This window comes from Acidiphilium iwatense, assembly GCF_021556475.1.
Lineage (GTDB): Bacteria > Pseudomonadota > Alphaproteobacteria > Acetobacterales > Acetobacteraceae > Acidiphilium > Acidiphilium iwatense.
In genome coordinates this window covers 1-21,738 of the sequence record NZ_JAKGBZ010000008.1, presented here as the reverse complement: position 1 = coordinate 21,738, position 21,738 = coordinate 1, and the positions used below count along the sequence as shown (strand labels likewise).

The window sequence follows — 21,738 nt, the reverse complement described above, 5'->3', positions numbered from 1 at the left end:
TCACGGAATTTCGGTCAGCACGGCGCGGTTGTCCGGCATTCCCGGCGGATCGCCGAGCGCCTGGACGATGATGTGATCGGATTTGATGCCCGCGCGGCGCAAAACGGCCCGCACCGCGAGGCCGCGATTGAGCGAGAGACGGCGCGCGACCGATGGGTCGCTCGCGATCCCCGGTGCGGTCGCCTGGATCACGAAATGCGCGGCGGGATCGGGCATCGCGCCGATGAAGCCGGCGAGATCGCGCGATTGAGCCGCCTGAAGCTCTGCCGCGGTGGAGGAAAATACCAGGGTGACGGCACGCGGCGGCTTCGGTTTCGGTGGCGGCGGCTGATGAGCCGTTGCGATTTGCGGCGGGGGCGGTGGCGGCAAGGGCAAAGGCCGCACGACCGCATGATGCCGGATGACGCGACGGGCGATGCGCGGCGCCGGCCGGTGGACGGTCGATGGCGCCGGCTTGTGGCCCGAAAGCTGCCGCAACGCCTGCTGGTTCACGACGATCTGCGCCACGGACGATGGCACGATCCCGCAGGCGCCAAGGACGCCCGCAAGCAGGACGAAGCCTGAAAATACCCGCGATTGCCTCATCGCGCGGGACAGTAGCGTAGAAGCCGCGTCACGCTCAATGGCCGGTCGCGATCAGGCTTTCGCCGCCCCCATCGCTTCGGCGACCAATTCCCGCAAACGCGGCTGTAAATGCGGATTACCGGCAACCACGTCGCCGGTCACGCGATCGTGCCCGGCCGGATCGGTCGCATAGCCGCCCGCCTCGCGCACCAGCAGAATCCCAGCCGCAACGTCCCATTCATGGGTGCCGAGTTCCCAGTATCCATCGAACCGGCCGGAAGCGGTCCAGGCCAGATCGAGCGAGGCCGCGCCGAAGCGTCGCACGCCGGCGGTTTCCGGCATCAGGCCGCCGAGCACGCGCGCGAAGGCAAGCCGGTTGCGCGGCGCGGTCTTGGCGAAAGGAATCCCGGTCGCGAACAATGCCTCGGACCAGTCCTGCCGGGCGGAAACCCGCAGCCTCCGGTCGTTCAGATAGGCGCCGACACCTTTTTCCGCCCAATAGATCTCATCGAGCGCGGGTGCGAACACCAGCCCGGCCGCGATTTCCGAGCCGCCATCCGGCAGGCGCTTCTCGAGCGCGATCGAAATCGCCCAGTTCGGAATCGCATGTAAAAAATTGGTCGTGCCATCCAACGGATCGACGATCCAGCGCCACGCCCAGTTCTCCGAGCCGCGCTTCCCGCTTTCCTCCATCAGAAAGCCATAACCCGGCCGCGCCCGATCCAGTTCTTCCAGAATCACCTGCTCGGACCGCAGATCCGCCTGGCTGACGAAATCCGACGGTCCCTTCACCGAAACCTGAAGATGCTCGACCTCGTTGAAATCGCGAATCAGCCGCTTCGCGGCCTTCTGCGCCGCCGTCACCATGATCGTCATATGCGCGGAACGCCGCGGTACCATGTCGAAACACTCCTAGGGTGAAGTAAGGCCAAGGGGCTTTGCCCCTTGGAACCCCACTAAGGGCTCAGCCCTTAGAACCGATAGCGGGCATCTGTCTGATGGGGGCAGAGGATTGTTCGAGACCGCACCGTCCCCCATCAGACAGATGCCAATACTGGATTCCAAAGGCTCTGCCTTTGGCGGGTCCAGGGCGGAGCCCTGGCCTTGCTTTCACCCCTTGGCGCGTTCCACGTAGCTCGCGTCTTCGGTGCGCACGACGACGCGTTCGCCGGCTTCGACGAAGGGCGGCACCATGGTTTTCACGCCGTTGGCGAGTTTTGCCGGTTTATAGGAGGACGAGGCGGTCTGGCCTTTGACCACCGGGTCGGCTTCGACGATTTCGAGGGTGACGGTGGCGGGCAGATGGATGCCGACCGGCTCGCCTTCGACCAGATCGATCATGACCTGCATGTTGTCCTGCAGAAACGGCGCCTGATCGCCCAGCAGGCCGGCGGGCACCAGGAACTGCTCGAAGCTTTCACCGTCCATCAGCACCAGGTTATCGCCGTCGGTATAGGAATAGGTGTAGTCGCGGTTGTCGGTCATCAGCCGCTCGACGGTATCGGCGGTGCGCCAGCGCTCGTTGGTCTTGTTGCCGGTTTTCAGGTCGCGCATTTCCACCTGGATGAACGCGCCGCCTTTGCCTGGGGTGATGATCTGCTGCTTGAGCACGGTCCAGCGGCGGCCGTCGTGCTCGATCACCTGGCCGGCGCGGATCAGATTCGCCTGCTGCTTCATGGAATGACACTCGATCTGGAATAAGGATGCGGCGGCTTAGCCCGATGTGTCGGTTTGGGCAAGGCGGGGTGGTCATTCGAGTGCCGCAAGGATCAATCCCAACCCGTCGCGGTGCCAGCGCTGCACCGATTTATGGTCCGCTCCCAGCACGCCGCCGAGCCGGCGCCAGGGGAACAGATGCCTGCCGGTGAGCGGATGGGTCAATGCCCGCGCGCCGACGATCCGGCGGAGCAGAAACCGTTCCTCCGGGATCAGGGCGAGCCAGGCGAAGGCTTCGTCCATCCGGTCGATCGCCGCATTGCTCGGGTGCGGCGGGCGGATGCTTACCGGCTGCCAGCCATAAGCGTCGAGCGCGCTATGGACCACCTCGTAGCGCATGATGCGCAGATGCGGCGAATAGCCGGTATTCGGCAAAGCGAGCAGCGTGGCGCCGGCTTCCTCCAGCCGTTCGGTCAGGGCGGCGAGCGGATTCGACGCCTCGATGATGGCCGGGCAGGGGCGTATCGCCCGGGGCAAGCCAACGCCCGAACCCAGCACGGTGCCCGCCCGTTGCGCACGTACGACGTTCATCGGCCGGCCTCCCGCCGTTCGGCCGAGAGCGGCGTGTAGGCGACGCCTTCCAGCACAGTACCGGCGGTCAGAAGTCCCCAGGAAATCGGATGACCGGCAGGCAGCGGGCCGCGATTCGGATCATCCTCCGGCGGGCGGGGCGGACGCTGTGTCTGCACCGGGCCGCCCGCGGCGTGGATGCGCCGTCCCCGCTCGATGATCGTGTTGCGCGACAGCCCGAGCACGGCGCCGATCGCGGCCCAGGTCGCGCCGTCGGCGCGCATCCGGCGGATCGTGTTATCGGCGGCTTCGGTCCAGTCGCGGCGCTCGGGCATCGTTTTGCTCCCTGTGTTGCAAGGGAACAATGCACGAACGCAAGCCGTATGTCAATATATCTAACTTAATGTCATTCCATGAAATGCGCCGTTGTCACCGGATCGGCGATCAGCGCGGCCCGCACCGCCGCAATCCCTCGATCGCTCGCGACCACGACGAGGCGGGGGAACAACCGGCTCGAGCCCCGCGCCCGCGCCAGAAACAGGCGGGATAGGGCCTCGGCCGCCGGCCCGCGCGGCGCGCAACAGGCGCAGCCGACGCCGTGGAGCGGGTTGGCGGGCAGATGGAACCGCTCCACCCACGCCGCCGGCGGGGCAGGGGCGTCGCCCTCGATCAGCACCGCGTCGTCCGGTGCGACATCGCCGCCGAAGATCACCGGAATCCGCATATCACCTCGCTGCCCGCTCATGGATTTGGAAATGGTGCGGCCATGCTATATCCCGCAAGATCATGTCCAGATCCCATCTGCTCGATGTCCTGAAAAACCGTGTCCTGCTCTGCGATGGCGGCATGGGTGCGCGCGTCCAGGCGCTGACCCTCGATGTCGAGCGCGACTACTGGGATAAGGAAAACTGCACGGAAGTGCTGAACCTTTCACGCCCCGACCTGATCCGCGACATCCATCGCGGCTATTTCGCGGCCGGCGCGGATATGGTGGAAACCAACAGCTTCGGCGGCTCGCCGATCACCCTGGCCGAATTCGAGTTGGGCGATCGCGCCCGCGAAATCAACCGCATCGCCGGCGAACTCGCGCGCGAGGCGGCGGAAAGTTTCGCCGATGGGCGCGACCGTTTCGTGGTCGGCAGCGTCGGGCCGGGAACCAAACTGCCGAGTCTGGGCAATATCGATTACGACACGCTGGAAGCCGGCCTCGCCGAGCAATGCCGGGGCCTGATCGATGGCGGGGTCGATGCCATCCTGATCGAAACCTGCCAGGACACGCTGCAGATCAAGGCGGCGGTGAACGGGGCGAAAATCGCCCGCGCCGAACTTCGCCGCAATACGCCGATTTTCGTTCAGGTCACGGTGGAAACCACCGGCACGCTGCTGGTGGGGCCCGATATCGCCGCCGCCGCGACGGTGGTTCATGCGCTCGACGTACCGCTGATGGGCCTGAACTGCGCGACCGGGCCGCAGGAAATGGCCGAGCACGTGCGCTATCTCGCGCAGAACTGGCCGAGGTTGATTTCGGTGCAGCCCAATGCCGGCCTGCCGGAACTGGTGGATGGCAAAACCCATTACCCGCTCGGTGCCGCCGAACTCGCGAGCTGGATGGAGCGCTTCGTCGTCGAAGACGGCATCAACCTGATCGGCGGCTGTTGCGGCACCTCCACCCCGCATATCGAGGCGCTGGATGCGATGCTGCGGCGTCTCGGCAACCATCGACCCGCGCCGGTGCCGCGCAAGCCGGTATGGATTCCCTCGGTCGCGAGCCTGTATGGCGCGACCCCGCTGCGCCAGGAAAACAGCTATTTCTCGATCGGCGAGCGCTGCAACGCCAATGGTTCAAAAAAGTGGCGACAATTGCAGGAAAAAGCCGATTGGGACGGTTGCGTCGCGGTGGGTCGCGAGCAGGTCGCCGAAGCCTCCAACGCGCTCGATATCTGCACCGCCTTCGTCGGGCGTAACGAAATCGCCGAGATGAACCAGGTGATCACGCGGTTCACCTCGTCGGTGAATGCGCCGCTGGTGATCGATTCCACCGAAACCCCGGTGATCGAGGCGGCGCTGAAGCTGCACGGCGGCAAGCCGATCATCAACTCGATCAATTTCGAGGATGGCGAGCACATCGCGCGCGACCGGCTGAAACTCGCGAAGAAATTCGGCGCCGCGGTGATCGCGCTGACCATCGACGAGGTGGGCATGGCGAAGCAGCCGGCGCAGAAACTCGAAATCGCCCGTCGGCTGGTCGATGTCGCCTGCAACCAGCACGGCTTGCCGCAAAGCGATCTGCTGATCGACCCGCTAACGCTCACCATCGCCACCGGCAACGAGGACGACCGCAAGCTTGGCCAGTGGACGCTGGAAGGGATCAAGGCGATCCGCGACGAATTCCCCGACATCCAGATCATCCTCGGACTGTCCAACATCTCGTTTGGATTGAACCCGGCGGCGCGCGCGGTGCTGAACTCGGTGTTTCTCGATCTCGCGGTCAAGGCCGGCATGACCGGCGCGATCGTGCATGTCTCGAAAATCCGCCCGCTGCATCTGATCGCACTGGAAGAAGTGCAGGTGATGGAGGATTTGATCTTCGATCGCCGCCGCGAAGGCTACGATCCGCTGCATCGCGTGCTCGACATGTTCGCCGACCGCAAGGCCGTCGAGGCGACCAAGAAGACCCGCGCCGAAACGGTGGAGGGCCGCTTGAAGGACCGCATCGTCGATGGCGACCGCAAGGGATTGACCGACGAACTCGACGTGGCGCTGAAAACCCACGACCCGCTCGACATCATCAACGACATCCTGCTCGACGGCATGAAGGTGGTGGGCGAATTGTTCGGTGCCGGCAAGATGCAGTTGCCCTTCGTGCTGCAATCTGCGGAAACCATGAAGGCCGCCGTCGCCTATCTCGAACCGATGATGGAACGCGTCGAAGGCCAGGAAAAAGGCACCATCGTGCTCGCCACGGTGAAGGGCGACGTGCATGATATCGGCAAGAACCTGGTCGATATCATCCTCACCAATAACGGCTATCGCGTGGTCAATCTCGGGATCAAGGTGCCGCTCGCCGACATGGTGCATGCCGCGCGCGAGCATCGGGCTCATGCCATCGGCATGTCCGGGCTACTGGTGAAATCCACCGTGGTGATGCGGGAAAATCTGGAGGAGATGACCCGTCAGGGACTGGACATTCCGGTCCTGCTCGGGGGCGCCGCGCTCACCCGCAACTATGTCGAGGAGGATTGCGTCGCGGCCTATGCCGGCGGTCGGGTCGCCTACGCGCGCGATGCGTTCGACGGTCTGCATTTGATGGATCGGGTCACCGGCAACGGACTCGACGATTATCTCGCGGCGATCCAGGCGAAACGCAAAGGCAAGCCACGCAACACCAAACGCACATTGGGGCAGGCCGACGCGCGCGGTTTTGCCCCCGTCGATGTCAACGCCGCCCAATTCCGCCGTCGCCGCCTGACCGAAAGCGTCGCCATCGCCGAGCCGCCATTCTGGGGTACCAGGATGATCGAGGCGCCGCCGAAAGCGTTAGTGCCGTTCATCAACGAGCGCTCGCTGTTCCAGTTCCAGTGGGGCTTCCGCAAGCAGGGCAAATCGCTCGACGAATTCATGGGCTGGGCGCGCCAGGAACTCCGCCCGATCATGAAGCGCATGCTGGCGCTGTGCGACGCCGAGGACATTCTCAAACCCCAGGCGATCTACGGCTATTGGAAAGCCGCGGGGCAGGGCAACGACTTGATCCTGTTCGAGCCCGACGGCGCCACGGAAGTCGCGCGCTTCTCTCTGCCGCGCCAGCCGCGCGAGGACGGCGAGTGTATCGCCGATTTCTTCCGCGACATCGACGATGCCGAGCGTGACGTGATCGGGTTGCAAATCGTCACCATGGGCCAGAAATCCTCCGAGATCGCCCGCGCGTGGTTCGAGGACAACCGTTATCAGGACTATCTCTATCTGCACGGGCTTTCGGTCGAAATGGCCGAGGCGATGGCGGAATACACCCATAAGCGCATCCGCGCGGAACTCGGTTTCGCCGGCGAGGACGATCGCGACATGGAAAAAATGCTGAGCCAGTCCTATCGCGGCTCGCGCTACTCGTTCGGCTATCCGGCCTGCCCGAAGCTGGAGGACCAGACGCAGCTTTTGCGCCTGCTCGATGCCGAGCGGATCGGCGTGTCGCTGTCCGACGAGTTCCAGTTGCACCCCGAGCAATCGACCAGCGCGATCGTCGTGCTCAACCCGAAAGCGAAGTATTTTTCGGTGTAGGATGGCAGGCGCGAACTATGGGCGCGGCGCAAAGACCACAGGCAAAACGAACGCGAGGCGAGAACGCTTGATCGATGCGGGGAACGGCGGAAACGTCATCGGCGTAGTCCAGCGCAACACATCGTCGTCAAATCGCGGATCGCCGCTTGAGCGGTAAATCCGGTGCATCGAAACATGCCCGTTTCGATCGACGGAAAACAAGACAAGAACACGTGCCGAACTTCCGCCAAGATCGCGTTGCAGGGATGCGCGGTGAATGTAAGCAACGGCGGTGATTTGCTGCTGGAGCGCGCGGGCCGCCGTCACGACATATTGGCGCACCGCAGCCGATGGCGGCTTGGCTCGCGCAATCGGTGCCGCCCCGATCATGGCAGCGAATAGGATGGCGGCCGAAAACCGCCCGACTGCATTCAGCGTTAATTTCATGAGCACCGCCTGACGAAACTGACCGAGTGATCCTGAAAATCCTGACTTATAATCAGGGCCGGTGCCGCGAAATCATCGCGCCACCGGCCCAACATGGAAAAGTTTTTTGGTTCTTTTATAAAAAAGAACCCTTTCTTGCTTAAACTCCCGCCGCCGCGGCGACTTCGGCGGCAAAGTCGGTGGTTTCCTTTTCGATGCCTTCGCCCAGGGTGAAGCGCACGAAGCGCGTCACATCGGCGCCCGCATTGTGCAGCACTTTCTGCACCTTCAGCTCGCCGTCATGAACCCAGGTCTGTTCGAGCAGAACCACGTCCTCGTAGTATTTCTTCACCCTTCCATCGACCATCTTTTCGATGATCGCATCCGGCTTGCCGGAAGCGCGTGCCTGATCGGCGAAGATCGCCTTTTCGCGCTCGACGGCCGCCGGATCGATATCGGCGATGCTGATCGCATCCGGCCGCGTCGCCGCGATATGCATGCCAAGCTGCCGGCCCAGCGCGAACAGCGCCTCCTCGGCGTTGCCTTCGAGGGCAACCAGAACGCCGATCTTGCCGAGGCCCGGCTTCAGCGCGCCATGCACATAGGACGCCGCGGCACCCTGCGAAACCTCGATCACCGCGGCGCGGCGGATCGTCATGTTCTCGCCCACGGTCGCGATGATCTGGGTGAGTTCGTCGGCAACGCTGTGGTCCTTGCCCGGATAGGTCGCGGATTTCAGCGCCTCGACATCCTCGCCCACGGTGAGCGCGAGCTTCGACACGGTCTCGACGAAACCCTGGAACGCATCGTTGCGCGCGACGAAATCGGTCTCGGCATTCACCTCGACCATCGCCGCCTTGTTGCCCTCGTGCGCGACGCCGACCAGTCCCTCGGCGGCAACCCGGCCGGATTTCTTCGCAGCGGCGGCAAGACCTTTCTTGCGCAGCCAGTCGATCGCGGCTTCCATGTCGCCGCCCGCCTCGGTCAGCGCCTTCTTGCAGTCCATCATGCCCGCGCCGGTCTTCTCGCGCAGTTCCTTCACCATTGCGCCGGTAATTTCGGCCATGGCCGTTCTCCTTGTCAGCTCGTCAAAACTCAGGCGTGCGCTTCGGCATCCTCGATCGTCGCATCCGCCGGCAATTCCTCGGCGGCCCCGATATCGGCGCCCGACGCGGCGAGCTCGGCGCTGATGCCGTCGAGCACCGCCCCGGCGACCAGATCGCAATACAGCGTGATCGCCCGGATCGCGTCATCATTGCCGGGGATCGGATAGGTGACGCCGGTGGGGTCGGAGTTGGAATCGAGCACCGCGACGACGGGAATGCCGAGCTTGTTGGCTTCCTCGACCGCGAGCTTTTCCTTGTTGGTGTCGATGATGAACAGAATGTCCGGCAGCCCGCCCATCTCCTTGATGCCGCCCAGCGCGCGGTCGAGCTTGTCGCGCTCGCGCGACAGGTTCAACACCTCTTTCTTGGTCAGGCCCTGGGCTTCGCCGCTCACGGTCTCTTCCATCTGGCGCAGCTTGCGGATCGAATTGGTGATGGTCTTCCAGTTGGTCAGCATGCCGCCGAGCCAGCGATGGTTGACGTAGTACTGGCCGCAGCGCTTGGCCGAATCGGCGATATGCTCGGCTGCGGCGCGCTTGGTGCCGACGAACAGCACGCGTCCGCCGCCGGCGGTGACGTTGCGGATCTCGCGCAGCGCGCGTTCCAGCATCGGCACGGTCTGTTGCAGATCGATAATGTGAACCTGGTTGCGCACGCCGAACAAATAGGGCGCCATGCGCGGGTTCCAGCGCCGCGTGTTGTGGCCGAAATGAACGCCGGATTCGAGCAACTGGCGCAGCGAAACGTCTGGCATCGCCATGGGCGAAATTCCTTTCTGTGATCGTCGGGTGAACGATCGTCCGGTTGAACCTCCACGGAGCCTGGCCTTGCGGCACCGGACCCAGCGTGCTGGGAAGGCGCTCCGTGTGCGAATTATCGGCCAATCCCCATACGAGGGATGCCGACCCGCGCGATATGCCCCAGATGCCATTCCGGCGCAAGGCATGGTAGGAACGCGCCGATGCAACCGCTCGCCCTTTATATCCACTGGCCGTTCTGCCGCGCCAAATGCCCCTATTGCGACTTTAATTCCCATGTCCGCGAGCATATCCCTGAAAACCGCATCATCAAGGCGTTACGCACCGAACTTGCGTTCGAGGCTGAGCGCCTCGGCAAACGGCGCCTCGCCTCGATCTTCTTCGGCGGCGGCACGCCGAGCCTGATGGCGCCGGACAGCGTCGCTGCCTTGATCGACGATGCAACGACCCTGTTTGCCCCGGAGCCAGATCTCGAAATCACCCTCGAAGCCAACCCCACCAGCATCGAGGCCGAACGCTTCAAGGGCTACCGAGGCGCGGGGGTCAATCGCGTGTCAATCGGCGTGCAGAGCCTGGACGATGCGGCGCTGCGCTTTCTCGGCCGCCAGCATTCGGCGGCGGAAGCGATCGCGGCGGCGGAACTCGGAAGGTCGATCTTCCCGCGTGCCAGCTTCGACCTGATTTATGCGCAGCCGGGTCAGAGCCTCTCAAACTGGCGCGACGAATTGGGTCGGGTGCTGGCACTGGGGTTCGACCATTTATCGCTCTATCAGCTCACCATCGAGCCGGGCACGCAATTTGCCACCCGCTTCGCGCGCGGTGATTTTGTGCTCCCCGAGAACGACGACGCGGCGGCGCTGTATGACGCCACCGCCGAGGCAGCCACCCGGTTCGGCCTCGAACAATACGAAATCTCGAACTACGCCAGACCGGGCCAGCAATCGCGTCACAATCTCGCCTATTGGCGCTATCAGGATTATGCGGGCATCGGGCCGGGTGCCCATGGCCGGATCACCATCGACGACACCCTCCTCGCGACCCGCCGCCACCGCGCACCCGAGGAATGGGCGTCCCGCGTCGAGGCAAACAGCCACGGCAGCGTCGAGGAGGTCAAAATCACCCCGGATGAACGCGCCCGCGAAGCCCTGCTGATGGGGCTGCGCCTCGCCGAGGGGATCGACGCCGCCGCCTATCGGGCGCGAACCGGCATTCCGCTCCACGACATGCTCGATCCGGGCATCGTGGATCAGGCGACGCTCGCCGGATATCTCGAAGTCACACCGGATCGCCTGATCGCCACGGCCGAAGGCCGCAAGCGGCTGGATTCGCTGCTCGCGGCTCTCATCCGATAATTCCGGCCATGCCGCGTCATTGCGAGCCGAAGGCGAAGCAATCCATGGATACGCAACTTCGCCCAGCGCTCAGCGCCATTGATATCAAGCCACGTGCCTGGCGGTCTGGCCGAACAGGATTTTCCGGGATTCCTCGTTCACCGTCGCCGCCTCCGAGACGGCCTTCGCCTTCTCATAGGCACGCTTGACCGCCGGGCGGTCCCAGATCGCCTGGAACCAGCGCCTGAGATGCGGAAAATCGTCGAGATTCTGGCCCTGCCGCTCATGCGGCACGATCCACGGATAGCAGGCCATGTCGGCGATCGAGTAGTCGCCCGCCACGAATTCCCGGTCGGCAAGGCGCTTGTTCAGCACAGCGTAGAGCCGGTTGGTTTCGTTGACATAGCGGGTAATCGCGTAGTCCAGCTTTTCCGGCGCATACTGGCTGAAATGGTGGTTCTGCCCCGCCATCGGGCCGAGCCCGCCCATCTGCCAGAACAGCCACTGCATCACCTCGGTGCGGCCGCGAATATCGGCGGGAAGGAACTGCCCAGTCTTTTCCGCGAGATACTGCAGCACCGCGCCGGATTCGAACACGCTGATCGGCGCACCGCCACCCCTGGGTTCGGTATCGATGATGGCCGGGATGCGGTTATTCGGCGAAATCCGCAGGAACTCGGGCTTGAACTGGTCGCCCTGGCCGATATTTACCGGGTGGATATTGTAGAGAATTCCAGCCTCTTCCAGAAAGATCGTGATCTTATGGCCGTTCGGCGTGGTCCAGTAGTACAGCTCGATCATGGTTTGCTCCCAACAGGTTCATTTCGATATGGGCGACTCGGCGCGGCGTTGAAACCCGCTCATGCCTGACCCGCGCAGCACGACGAACGCCAGCACCAGCCCGATCGCCGAAAGCCCCACGGTGGCCTCCGGCGGCAGCACCGCCATCACCACCGATGCAAGAACCGCCGCGATCACCCAGGCGCCGGTCGAAAGCTGGGATTGCAGCGCGCTGGCGCCCGCGGTCTCGCCCTCGGGAAACTCGGTCTGCACCCCATAGAACACGGCTCCCGCGACGATATTGCTCAGAACATGGGCGCAGAACACCAGGGCGAACACCGCAGGCAGCGAACCCGCGCGGAACGCAATGCCGTAAAGAAGCAAAAATCCCGCCATCGGCCAGAGCGCAGCCCCGCGCGTCGCGATCATCCGGCGCAGCAGCCGCTCGGGCACCACGAGCCGCCCGGTCAGCATCCCGGTGCGCCGTGCCGCGAGCACGATGATCGGCGCCGCGATCGCGCCCAGCATCGGCAGCACCCGATAATGCCGGGTTTCGGCGAAGGCCGGCAGGCCCACCATCAGCGGGACGATGACCAGATTCGATGCGGGCTGCAGCATCAGGCTGCGCCATTTGGTTTCGGCGCGGCGCGCGGTGGCGAGTGCCGCCGACCAGCGCGCCGGCGCTTCCGGCCCGGCATAGTCGCGCAGCACGCCGGGGAAGAACAGCGATGCGACATGGATCGCCCCCGCGAGGCCGAAACACGAGGTCGCCAGGGGGAAGAACACACCGATTCCCTCGCGGTTGAACCAGACCGTGCCGAACCCGACCCCCGCGACCATTCCCACCGCCATGAACAACGCATCGAGCTTGAGTGCCAGCACCGCGCCCGACCCCGCGCCGAACACGTCGCGGATGAAGCGCGACAAAGCCGGCAGGATCGCGCTGAGCAGCACGCCGAGCAGCAGGCTCACGATCAGCAGGCAGGCCGGAATCCGATACAGGCCCGAGAGGTAAAGCAGCAGAAACCCGCCGGTCGCCACCGCGTAGCCGAGACCGATGACCCGGCGCACCCCGAAACGGCGGTTGAGCAGATGGGCGAGCCAGCCGCCCAGCAGCATCGGCACGCTCACCATCACGAAATCGAGCGCGAACAGCACAGGCGCGACGTGCCGCGCGGTGAAATACCCGTAAGTCGCGACGTCGAACAGGCCCAGCGCGGTGTCGAAGAAGAAGAACCCAAGATTGAGCAGCGCATAGGCCGCGAGTTGCCAGCTTCGCTGCCTCATGGTGCACTCGGATGGGGCGTGTGCTTGCCGATCCAGCCCATCGCCGGACCGAGTTCCGGCCGCGCCGAGGGATGCGCCGGATCGCCGCCGATCGCGACCGGCAGATCGGGCGCCGATTTGTGCCCGGCAACCACCGGACGCGCCGTCGCATCCAGACTGATCCGGCGATGAATGAGATCCAGCGTGCCGGAGGCGGCGAGTCTGCCGCTCTCGCCGGTCAATCCGGCGGTATCGATCGCGATCCTGCCCTTGGCGATTGTCGTCGAAAAATTGCCCTTGGCGAATTCGGTCTGTCCTGAACCGAGTGCTGCGCGCAGCAAGGTCGCCGCCGCGACCCGGCCGATCCGGTGCTCTGCCGCGACCGCTTCGCCCAATGCCGAACCCGCTTTGACAAGATCGATCCCAGCCATGCCGAGCTTGCTGCCCGAGCCGGTCAGGCTGCCGGAAAGATCGCCGCGCCAGACGGATGGTGTCCCCCCGCTCGCGGTCAGGCTGGTCGCGAGATCCAGGCTGCCGCTGGTGAATGGCAAAGCGATCCCGGCCTCGGCGGCGATCGCCGCGATGCGCACCGCTCCGGCCCCCTTGAGATGGCCGGCAACCGTCAGAGTCGGCGGGGATTTCGCCGCCGCCCCGGTCAGCTCCGCCGAACCGTCGAGCCGCCCGCCCACAACGCTGGCATGATCGACCGCCAGCGTCAGACTCGGCGCCAGCTTGCCCTGCTCCAGCGAAAGGCCGAATGCGGCATTGCGCGCCAAGGTCGCCTCCGACTGATCGACCCGTGAAGCCGTGATTCTCGGCAGCGCGATTTTGAGTTTCGCGGCGAGAGCGGTGTCCGCGAGTGCCAGCAACGCGCGGGGCGCGGGCAGCACCAGCGTATCGGCGGCGACGGCGCCCGCAAGCGTAAGGGGCGCCGGTCCGGTCGTGAGGGTCAGCCGGCCCGAAGCGGTCAGCGCGCCGAGCGAGCCGACGAAATTGGCGATGCCGAGCATGTCGCCGGTCGCGAAGGCCGAGGCGCGCAGGCTGACCGACCCGGCACCGGGCCAATCGAGCCCGTTCCGCCCACCGAGGATGGTTTTGCCGCCGAGCTGTTCGATCAGGGCGATCGCGCTCGGGGCACGCAGGCTGAGCGGCCCGGCCGCGCTACCGGTTGTCAGATCGGCGACCGGCGTTGCGGCGAGCCGGACGGCGCCGAGATGCATCGTCATGCCGGCATGCAGCGCCTTGGCCGGTCCGGCGGCGGCGATGGCGGCGGCGAAACGCTGGTTGAACACCGGAAGCCTCGCCCATTTCGGCACGGTCCGCGTCCCGGCGAGCAGAGGCATGATGCCGCGCAGTGTCGTGGCCGCGTCCGGCCCGGTCAGCATGGCGCGCGCGGCGGTCACGCTGCCGTCCGCGGCACGGATGCCGTGCAGGATCAGCATCGCATGGCCGATCCGCAGACTCGCCAGCCGCACCGCGATCCCGCCGCCGAGGCGGGCGTCGATCAGCAGACGATCGCCGATCGGAAGGATCGCCGGCTTCGCGCCGCCACTGTCCAGGCGGACACTCCGCGCGGTGAGGACGATCGGGCCGATGAGCGCCGGGTCGGGTTTCGCGGCGGCGGCGAACAGTCCCGAGAGCGCCGGGCGCGTCAGGATCAACCGGCCGAAATCGAGCCGTGCCGCGACGCGGGTTGTCTTCCTGCCTGCCATGACGTGGATCGCCCCGGTGAAGGCCGATTCCGGCATCGGGTCATGTTTGCTGGCACCGCCGCCGATCGTACCGTGCAATCCGCCGAGCCGGATGTCGGGGGGCGTTCCCCCCGCGCTATCGATCCGCCCGCGCAGCGTCGCGGCACCGAACCCATGGGGCCAGTTCGCCAGAACCGGCAATGCCTTGCCCATCGCGCCCAGAGTCGCTCGAAGATCGGCGGAGCGCAGGGTGAAGCGTCCGTCAAGCGTGCCTGCCGTGCCGATGCGTCCGGCGAAGGTCACCGCGCCCCGGCCCGGCAATTCCCCGGTCAAGGACTGGATATGCACGCCGCCCCGCTTGGTAACCAGATCAGCTTTCAATGTCGCGAACCCAATCCCGCCCAGGGCGATCCGGTCCAGATCGAGCGATGCCGCGAGCGGCACCGTTCCCGCGACGCCGTGCAGCAGCCCGAGTGCCGCACCGGGCGCGAGGTCGTGCCCGGTCAGATCGAACCGGATCATCGCGCCAGGCACCAGGTCGATCGCCACCCGTCCCGCCAGACCGGTGTGGCCGAGGCTGGCGTCGATGCCGCGCAGCACGATCGCCTGACCATCGGCGGCGATATCGGCGCGCAATTCGGCCGCGCCGCCGACGAGGACATGGCTGAGCCCCGCATCGGCGATCGCGGCGGCGGACGCGGTGCCGGAGAGCCTGCCGGCGAGCAGGCTGGCGCGGTCGAGCGTGCCGCGGAACGACAGGCGCACGCCCTTGGCGCCGGTCGGCGCGAGCGATGCCGTCACCGGCGCCGGATGGTCGCCACCCGCATTGTCGAGTTCGAAAGTGACCGACACCGGCACCCCCGCGAGACGCGCGGTGCCGGACGCCGCGAGCACCGCGTGCGGCCCGCCGGTGAACACCGACAGATCGGCATGGCTCAATCTCAGCGCGCCGATGCGAAACCGCCCGTCGACGATGCGGGCATGGAGCGAGGCGAGCCAGGGCGGCGGCGCCACGGCCGCGCTGCCGCCGGGCAACGGCCAGGGCAGCACGACATCCGGTCCGCGCAGGCTTAGTTTGGTCGCGCGCAGCCGGCCGAGCAGCAGGGCGCCGGGTGCGAGATCGAGCTTCAGCGAGGCGGCGGTGGTGCGCTCGCCATTGGGTGCGCCGATGGTGATCTTGCTCGCGCGCAATTGCGGATCGGGGATCAGCGCGAGTTCGATCGGCCCCGAAATCGTCACCCGCCGCCCGGCTAGCCGGCTCGCCAGCCGCTCGATCGCCGCGCGATGATAATTGCCGGACACCAGCAGCGGTCCGAACAGCGCGCCGATGACGATCACGCCGAGAACGACAAGCGCCGCGACAATGCGACCCCGCGTCATGTCACGCGACCCCGCCCGTTCCTGTCAGCGCCATGCCGCCCATGCGGCGCTGGTATCAGACTGCGCCGGCCCGCGCGACCCCCGCCGCCTGCATCGCCCGCCATGCGGCATCGAGCGAACCGGCGAGATCGATTGCCCGGCACGCCGGCTCGATCACCCGCGCCTCGAAGCCGAAGCGCCGTGCATCCAGCGCCGACCAGGCGACGCAATAATCGGTGGCGAGGCCGCAGAGATCGATCTGGGTGATGCCGCGCGATGTCAGATACCCGTCGAGTCCGGTCTTGGTCGCGCGATCCGCTTCGAGAAAGGCGGAATAGGAATCGATCGCGCGGTTCGACCCTTTGCGCAGGATCAGCGCGGCGTGCGGAATCTCGAGCGCGGAATGCAGCGCGGCACCCGCGCTGCCCATCACGCAATGATCCGGCCAGAGAATCTGTTCGCCATAACCAAGAGTGATCGTTTCGAACGGCGCGCGGCCGTCATGCTGGCTGGCGAAGGAAATATGGTTGGCCGGATGCCAGTCCTGGGTGACGATGACGGTCGGATAATGCCGGGCCAGCGCGTTGACGATTGGCACGACCGCGTCGCCGTCCGGCACGGCGAGCGCGCCGCCGGCGCAGAAATCGCGCTGCACGTCGATCACCAGAAGAGCGGTCTTGGCGTCCATGGCCTATAGAATAGGATGCCCGCGCACCCCGAGATAGAGGGAATAGACCGAACGCGTCGCGGTGACGAACGGGCGGTTGCGCTCGGGCCGCTCAGGCATCGTCATGGCTCAGCGCCCAGCCGCGTCAGTATCCGGTATGCCGCGTCCACCTTCGGCGGGGTCGGGTAGTTCCGGTTGGCGAGCATCACGATGCCGACCCGAGTCGCGGGAACGAACGCCAGATAGGCGGAGAAGCCGTTGGTCGTACCCGTCTTGTTGATCAGCGCCGCGGTCTCCGGGCGCAGCGGCGGGGCCAGGCGGCTGGCGGCGGTCGCCTGATAGATCATCCGGTCGGAATTCCCCGCCAGCACCCGGCTGAGCGTGACGGGCCACGGATACTGCTCCCAGATCAGATCCTGTATCAGCGGTCCCGACCGGAAATAGCCCCGATGCGTGGCGGCGATAGGCCGCCGCCAGATGCCGTCGAGGTTGCCCGGCCGCATATTCGCATCGACCAGCCGGATCAGGTCGGCGGCGCGGGCTCTCACGCCATAGGCTTCCACCGCCAGCACCCCCGGCCGCATACGGATCGGCGCGCCGGCCTGGGTATGGCCTTGCGCGTAGTCCTCCATCCGGCCGGGCGGCACGTCGATATAACTGCCGGTCAGTCCGAGGGCGGGGAACAGGCGCGTCTCGACCAATTCGTCATACGCCGCCCCTAGGGCGCCGTGCAGCGATCAGGCCGAGCAGCCCGGCGCTGATGTTCGAGTATTTCCGCCGCGCCCCCGGCTTATAGCCCGGCTTCCAGCGTTTCAAAAACGCCAGAAGTTCCGGGATGGTCGCGATCCCGTCCGGCACCTGCAAAGGTAGATCGCCGCCGGTATAGGTGCCGAGGTTCAGCAGGCTGATCGAATCGAAGCCGCTGCCGCGCAAGGCGGGCAAATGTTGGGCGACGCTGTCGGAGAGCGAAAGCGCACCCGTACTATCCGCGTAGGACGCCAGGGTTCCGGCGAAGATCTTGCTGACCGAGCCAATCTCGAACAAGGTTTCCCTCGTGACCTGCCGGCCGTTGCGCCGCGATGCCATGCCGTATTCGCGGAAATGATGTGCGCCGCCCAGCGTCACCGCCACCGCCATGCCTGGAATTCCGTGCGTCCGCATCAGCGGCAGGATGGCGCGATCCACGATCCGCCCGACCCCATCCCGATCGAGAGGTCCACCGATCTCGCCGCCCGTCGCCCGTGCGGCATCGGCACTGACACCTGCGCCCAGCACCGCCGCCGCGCCCACGAACCCCCGCCTGCCGATCATGCCCATCCTTCTCGCCCGCGCGCCGCAAGCCTATAAAATAGAATGCCCGCGCACCCCGAGATAGAGGGAATAGACCGAACTCGTCGCGGTGACGAACAGGCGGTTGCGCTTGGGGCCGCCGAACGCCACGTTGCTGACCATTTCGGGAATCTCGATCTTGCCGAGCGGCGTGCCGTCCGGCGCGAATACCGCAACGCCGTTGCCCGAACCGCAACTGGTCCACACATTGCCGTGCTCGTCGAGCCGGAATCCATCGGCGAAGCCGGGCTCGATAACCGCGAACACCCGTCCCGACCCGAGCCGAACGCCGTCGATCACCTCATGGACGAGGATATGGTGCGGCCCGCCCTCGCGATGGGTGAAGCCGGTATCGGCGATGTAGAGGCGCTTTTCGTCCGGGCTGAAGGCGATGCCGTTCGGCCGCTCGTAATCCTCGGCGACGGCGATGAGCGCGCCGGTCGCCGGATCGAGCCGATAGACCCGGCAGACGCCCTGTTCGCTCTCGGCGCGATGGCCTTCATAGTCGGACATGATCCCGTAATCGGGGTCGGTGAACCAGATGCTGCCATCCGACTTCACCACGACATCGTTGGGCGAATTCAGCCGCTTGCCGTCGAACCGATCGGCGAGGATGCTTACGCCGCCGTCATATTCGGTGCGGCTGATGCACCGCCGCCCGTGTTCGCAACTAACCAGCCGTCCCTGCCGGTCGCGAGTATGGCCGTTGGTGTAGTGTGCCGGGCTGCGATAGACATCGACCTCGCCGGACGGCCACCAGCGCATGATCCGGTCGTTGGGAATATCGCTCCACAGCAGGCAATTGGCGTCGCCGAACCACACCGGACCTTCCGCCCAGCGGAACCCGGTCGCGATACGCTCGATCTCGGCATTCATCAGCAGCATCTGCCGCATGCGCGGATCGTATATGTGGTAGGTTGAGCCCATCTCGCCGCCTCCTGTTCCGCTTATGCTGCTTGCCGCATCTGTCGGTTATTGGTAATCGCCATGTATCAACGGAGCGACGCCGGGTCCAGATGGCGCCGCCGGACAATCAATAGAGCGAGGAACGGATTTGTCACATTCAGGACGGGTTGCGGGCAAGACGGCGCTGGTCACGGCGGCCGGGCAGGGCATCGGGCGGGCGATCGCCGAGGCTTTACTGCGCGAGGGCGCATCTGTGATCGCGACCGATCGGGACGCCGGATTGCTCGCCGGTCTTTCAGGCGCGCGCGTGGAAAAACTCGACGTGACCGACCCGGCTGCGATCGCCGCCATGGTCAAATCGGCTGGGCCGCTCGATATCCTGGTCAACGCGGCGGGCTTCGTCCATCACGGCTCGGTGCTCGATTGCGACGATGCCGGCTGGCAATTCTCCTTCGATCTGAACGTGACCGCGATGTTCCGCATGATCCGTGCTTTCCTGCCGGGGATGCTGGAAGCCGGCGGAGGTTCGATCATCAACGTCGCCTCCACTGTCGGCAGCATCAAGGGCGCGGTGAACCGCTTCGCCTATGGCGCGTCGAAGGCGGCGGTGATCGGGCTGACCAAATCGGTCGCCGCCGATTTCGTCACGCGCGGCATCCGCTGCAACGCGATCTGCCCCGGCACGGTGGAAAGCCCGTCGCTGCGCGGAAGAATTGCCGCCCTCGCCGAAGCGCGCGGGACGGATACAAGCACCGTCGAGGCCGAATTCGTCGCCCGCCAGCCGATGGGCCGGCTCGGCACGCCGGAGGAAATCGCCGCCCTCGCACTCTATCTCGCCGCCGACGAATCGCGCTTCACCACCGGCGTCGCCCATGTGATCGACGGCGGCTGGTCGAACTGAAAGATCGAAAAATGACACCGGAGCAGAAACCGAAGCTGCGCAGCGCATTATGGTTCGACAATCCGGGCAATCCGGGCATGACCGCGCTGTATCTCGAACGCTACCTCAATTTCGGCCTGACCCGCGAGGAGCTGCAATCGGGCAAGCCGATCATCGGCATCGCCCAGACCGGCAGCGACCTGTCGCCCTGCAACCGGCACCATATCGAGCTGGCCAAACGGGTGGCCGACGGCATCCGAGCCGCCGGCGGCGTGCCGCTGGAGTTTCCGGTCCACCCGATCCAGGAAACCGGCAAGCGGCCGACGGCCGCGCTCGACCGCAACCTCGCCTATCTCGGTCTGGTGGAGGTGCTGTTCGGCTACCCGGTCGATGGTGTGGTGCTCACCACCGGCTGCGACAAAACCACCCCGGCGATGATCATGGGCGCCGCCACGGTCGATCTGCCGGCGATCGTTCTGTCCGGGGGGCCGATGCTGGACGGGCATTTCGAGGGCGAACTGGTCGGCTCGGGCACCGTGGTCTGGGAAGCCCGCCGGCGCCTTGCCGCCGGCACGATCGCCTACGACAAATTCATCGACATGGTCGCCGGCTCCGCCCCCAGCGTGGGTCATTGCAACACCATGGGCACCGCAAGTTCAATGAACGCGATGGCCGAGGCGCTGGGCATGTCGCTGCCCGGCTGCGCCGCGATTCCCGGTCCGTATCGCGAGCGCGCGCAGATCTCCTATGAAACCGGCAGGCGCATCGTCGAAATGGTCCATGAAGACCTTCGCCCGTCGAAAATCCTCACCCGAGACGCCTTCGAAAACGCCATCGTCTGCGCCTCGGCGATCGGCGCGTCGACCAACTGTCCGCCCCACATCATCGCCATCGCCCGCCATATCGGCGTCGAACTCGACATCAATGACTGGGACCGGATCGGCTACGACATTCCGCTCCTGGTCAACATGATGCCGGCAGGCAAATATCTCGGCGAAGCCTATTACCGCGCCGGCGGCCTGCCGGCGGTGATCGGCGAGCTGATGCGCCATGGCAAGATCCGCGAAACCGCGCTGACCGTCTCCGGCCGCACCATCGGCGAGGAAAATCGCGGCAAGCGCGGCATCGATGCCGACGTGATCCGCGATTACGCCAACCCGCTCGCCGAGCGTGCCGGCTTCGCCGTGCTCACCGGCAATCTGTTCCACAGTGCGATCATGAAAACCTCGGTCATTTCCAGGGAATTCCGCGACCGCTTCATGAGCGAGCCGGGCGACCCCGACGCCTTCGAGGGTCGTGCCATCGTGTTCGAGGGGCCGGAGGATTATCATGGCCGGATCAACGATCCATCGCTGAACATCGACGCCGATTGCATCCTGGTGATCCGCAATTGCGGCCCGATCGGCTATCCTGGCTCCGCCGAGGTGGTGAACATGCTGCCGCCCGACGCGCTGGTGCAAAAAGGCGTCAATCAGCTCCCCTGCATCGGCGACGGCCGGCAGAGCGGTACGTCCGGGAGTCCCTCAATCCTGAACGCCAGCCCTGAATCGGCAATAGGCGGCGGCCTCGCGCTGCTGAAAACCGGCGATCGCATCCGCGTCGATCTGAAGGACCGCAGCGCCAACATTCTGATCGACGAGGCCGAACTTTCAGCCCGCCGTGCCGCACTCACACTGCCCGAACTGGTGAACCAGACGCCGTGGCAGGAAATCCATCGCCGCTTCACCGGCCAGCTGGAAACCGGCGCGGTGCTGGAACAAGCGGTCGCCTATCAGCGCATCGCCGAACGCTTCGGCGTGCCGCGGGATAATCACTGAAGGGTTGATTTAACACCAAACCTCGAAATCAACGGTCATACTCTGGACCGCCGAAATCGACCGCTGCGCGCGCACTCCCGGTTCCCGGCTGGCAAAATCCAGATCCACGCCGCGTTCGGGTCCAACGCACCGTCCGGCGATCTGTATCAGGTTGTCTGTCCTGGTCTCCGAGAGTGCATCATATAGGCATATATAGCGCTCCTGACGCCCTCGTGACAGGATAGAGCGTGATGACTTTAAGTCGATCACGCTCTATTCGTATCTGCTCATCCTGGTCCGTCGGCCAGTTGAATCGATTGTGAATTGACGTGACCACGGCGGATACGATTCGACGGGAGGCGTGAGCGAGCTTCCTGACCTGTCCCTTCTATCGCATGCTGA

At 65.4% G+C, this 21,738-nt stretch carries 20 protein-coding genes; 4 read left to right on the top strand and 16 right to left on the bottom strand.

Going from position 1 to position 21,738, the window contains the following annotated elements; translation table 11 throughout:
* The 6 genes from L2A60_RS05845 to L2A60_RS05820 all read right to left on the bottom strand — a co-directional run bounded on the left by L2A60_RS05845 (position 1) and on the right by L2A60_RS05820 (position 3,535).
* A complete protein-coding gene (locus L2A60_RS05845) occupies positions 1 to 585 on the bottom strand; it encodes an OmpA family protein (protein ID WP_235703436.1) in 585 nt (194 codons plus the stop codon).
* Between the two features lie 51 nt (positions 586 to 636).
* The gene (locus tag L2A60_RS05840; protein WP_235703435.1) at positions 637 to 1,464 is read right to left on the bottom strand and encodes an inositol monophosphatase family protein; all 828 of its coding nucleotides are present in this window, start codon (positions 1,462 to 1,464) and stop codon (positions 637 to 639) included.
* 210 nt (positions 1,465 to 1,674) lie between these two features.
* Positions 1,675 to 2,241 (bottom strand): elongation factor P, encoded by a 567-nt coding sequence (gene efp / locus L2A60_RS05835; protein ID WP_235703434.1) that lies wholly within the window; start codon positions 2,239 to 2,241, stop codon positions 1,675 to 1,677.
* A 72-nt stretch (positions 2,242 to 2,313) separates the two neighbouring features.
* Positions 2,314 to 2,811 (bottom strand): DUF6362 family protein, encoded by a 498-nt coding sequence (locus L2A60_RS05830; protein WP_235703433.1) that lies wholly within the window; start codon positions 2,809 to 2,811, stop codon positions 2,314 to 2,316.
* On the bottom strand, positions 2,808 to 3,125 hold the full coding sequence (locus L2A60_RS05825) for an AsnC family protein (RefSeq protein ID WP_235703432.1): 318 nt from the start codon (positions 3,123 to 3,125) through the stop codon (positions 2,808 to 2,810). The genes L2A60_RS05830 and L2A60_RS05825 overlap by 4 nt, the downstream gene beginning before the upstream one ends.
* A gap of 71 nt (positions 3,126 to 3,196) precedes the next feature.
* Entirely contained in the window at positions 3,197 to 3,535 is a 339-nt protein-coding gene (locus tag L2A60_RS05820) for a P-loop NTPase family protein (RefSeq protein WP_235703431.1), read from the bottom strand.
* 41 nt (positions 3,536 to 3,576) lie between these two features.
* Here L2A60_RS05820 and metH point away from each other — a divergent pair, with 41 nt between their 5' ends.
* Positions 3,577 to 7,062, top strand: coding sequence for a methionine synthase (metH, locus tag L2A60_RS05815; protein WP_235703430.1), 3,486 nt, complete (start codon positions 3,577 to 3,579; stop codon positions 7,060 to 7,062).
* A 15-nt stretch (positions 7,063 to 7,077) separates the two neighbouring features.
* Here the strand turns inward: metH and L2A60_RS05810 are convergent, their stop codons facing one another.
* The 3 genes from L2A60_RS05810 to rpsB all read right to left on the bottom strand — a co-directional run bounded on the left by L2A60_RS05810 (position 7,078) and on the right by rpsB (position 9,333).
* The gene (locus tag L2A60_RS05810; protein ID WP_235703429.1) at positions 7,078 to 7,431 is read right to left on the bottom strand and encodes a TonB family protein; all 354 of its coding nucleotides are present in this window, start codon (positions 7,429 to 7,431) and stop codon (positions 7,078 to 7,080) included.
* 196 nt (positions 7,432 to 7,627) lie between these two features.
* Positions 7,628 to 8,533, bottom strand: a complete 906-nt coding sequence (tsf, locus tag L2A60_RS05805; protein WP_235703428.1) for a translation elongation factor Ts — start codon at positions 8,531 to 8,533, stop codon at positions 7,628 to 7,630.
* A gap of 29 nt (positions 8,534 to 8,562) precedes the next feature.
* Positions 8,563 to 9,333 carry a 30S ribosomal protein S2 gene (rpsB, locus tag L2A60_RS05800; RefSeq protein WP_235703427.1) on the bottom strand — a complete coding sequence of 257 codons (771 nt, stop codon included), beginning with the start codon at positions 9,331 to 9,333 and terminating at the stop codon, positions 8,563 to 8,565.
* Between the two features lie 201 nt (positions 9,334 to 9,534).
* Here rpsB and hemW point away from each other — a divergent pair, with 201 nt between their 5' ends.
* On the top strand, positions 9,535 to 10,683 hold the full coding sequence (hemW, locus tag L2A60_RS05795; protein WP_235703426.1) for a radical SAM family heme chaperone HemW: 1,149 nt from the start codon (positions 9,535 to 9,537) through the stop codon (positions 10,681 to 10,683).
* 84 nt (positions 10,684 to 10,767) lie between these two features.
* On the opposite strand, the gene L2A60_RS05790 is transcribed toward hemW, so the two are convergent.
* The 7 genes from L2A60_RS05790 to L2A60_RS05765 form a co-directional block, all read right to left on the bottom strand.
* Positions 10,768 to 11,463 carry a glutathione binding-like protein gene (locus L2A60_RS05790; RefSeq protein ID WP_235703425.1) on the bottom strand — a complete coding sequence of 232 codons (696 nt, stop codon included), beginning with the start codon at positions 11,461 to 11,463 and terminating at the stop codon, positions 10,768 to 10,770.
* Positions 11,464 to 11,481: 18 nt separating this feature from the next.
* Positions 11,482 to 12,729, bottom strand: a complete 1,248-nt coding sequence (locus tag L2A60_RS05785; protein WP_235703424.1) for an MFS transporter — start codon at positions 12,727 to 12,729, stop codon at positions 11,482 to 11,484.
* Complete coding sequence (locus tag L2A60_RS05780; protein WP_235703423.1) at positions 12,726 to 15,779, bottom strand: AsmA family protein; 3,054 nt, start codon at positions 15,777 to 15,779, stop codon at positions 12,726 to 12,728. The genes L2A60_RS05785 and L2A60_RS05780 overlap by 4 nt, the downstream gene beginning before the upstream one ends.
* A 55-nt stretch (positions 15,780 to 15,834) precedes the next feature.
* Positions 15,835 to 16,446, bottom strand: a complete 612-nt coding sequence (pncA, locus tag L2A60_RS05775) for a bifunctional nicotinamidase/pyrazinamidase (protein WP_235703422.1) — start codon at positions 16,444 to 16,446, stop codon at positions 15,835 to 15,837.
* A 101-nt stretch (positions 16,447 to 16,547) separates the two neighbouring features.
* Positions 16,548 to 17,126, bottom strand: a complete 579-nt coding sequence (locus L2A60_RS20560; protein ID WP_268920154.1) for a serine hydrolase — start codon at positions 17,124 to 17,126, stop codon at positions 16,548 to 16,550.
* A gap of 4 nt (positions 17,127 to 17,130) precedes the next feature.
* A complete protein-coding gene (locus L2A60_RS20555) occupies positions 17,131 to 17,736 on the bottom strand; it encodes a serine hydrolase (protein WP_268920153.1) in 606 nt (201 codons plus the stop codon).
* A gap of 30 nt (positions 17,737 to 17,766) precedes the next feature.
* Positions 17,767 to 18,681: an SMP-30/gluconolactonase/LRE family protein gene (locus L2A60_RS05765; protein WP_235703421.1), complete on the bottom strand. Its 915-nt coding sequence runs from the start codon at positions 18,679 to 18,681 to the stop codon at positions 17,767 to 17,769.
* 127 nt (positions 18,682 to 18,808) lie between these two features.
* Between L2A60_RS05765 and L2A60_RS05760 the strand changes: the two genes are divergently transcribed.
* Together L2A60_RS05760 and L2A60_RS05755 are read left to right on the top strand one after the other, a co-directional pair.
* On the top strand, positions 18,809 to 19,561 hold the full coding sequence (locus L2A60_RS05760; RefSeq protein ID WP_235703420.1) for an SDR family oxidoreductase: 753 nt from the start codon (positions 18,809 to 18,811) through the stop codon (positions 19,559 to 19,561).
* Positions 19,562 to 19,572: 11 nt separating this feature from the next.
* Positions 19,573 to 21,357 (top strand): IlvD/Edd family dehydratase, encoded by a 1,785-nt coding sequence (locus L2A60_RS05755; protein ID WP_235703419.1) that lies wholly within the window; start codon positions 19,573 to 19,575, stop codon positions 21,355 to 21,357.
* Positions 21,358 to 21,738: the final 381 nt, after the last annotated feature.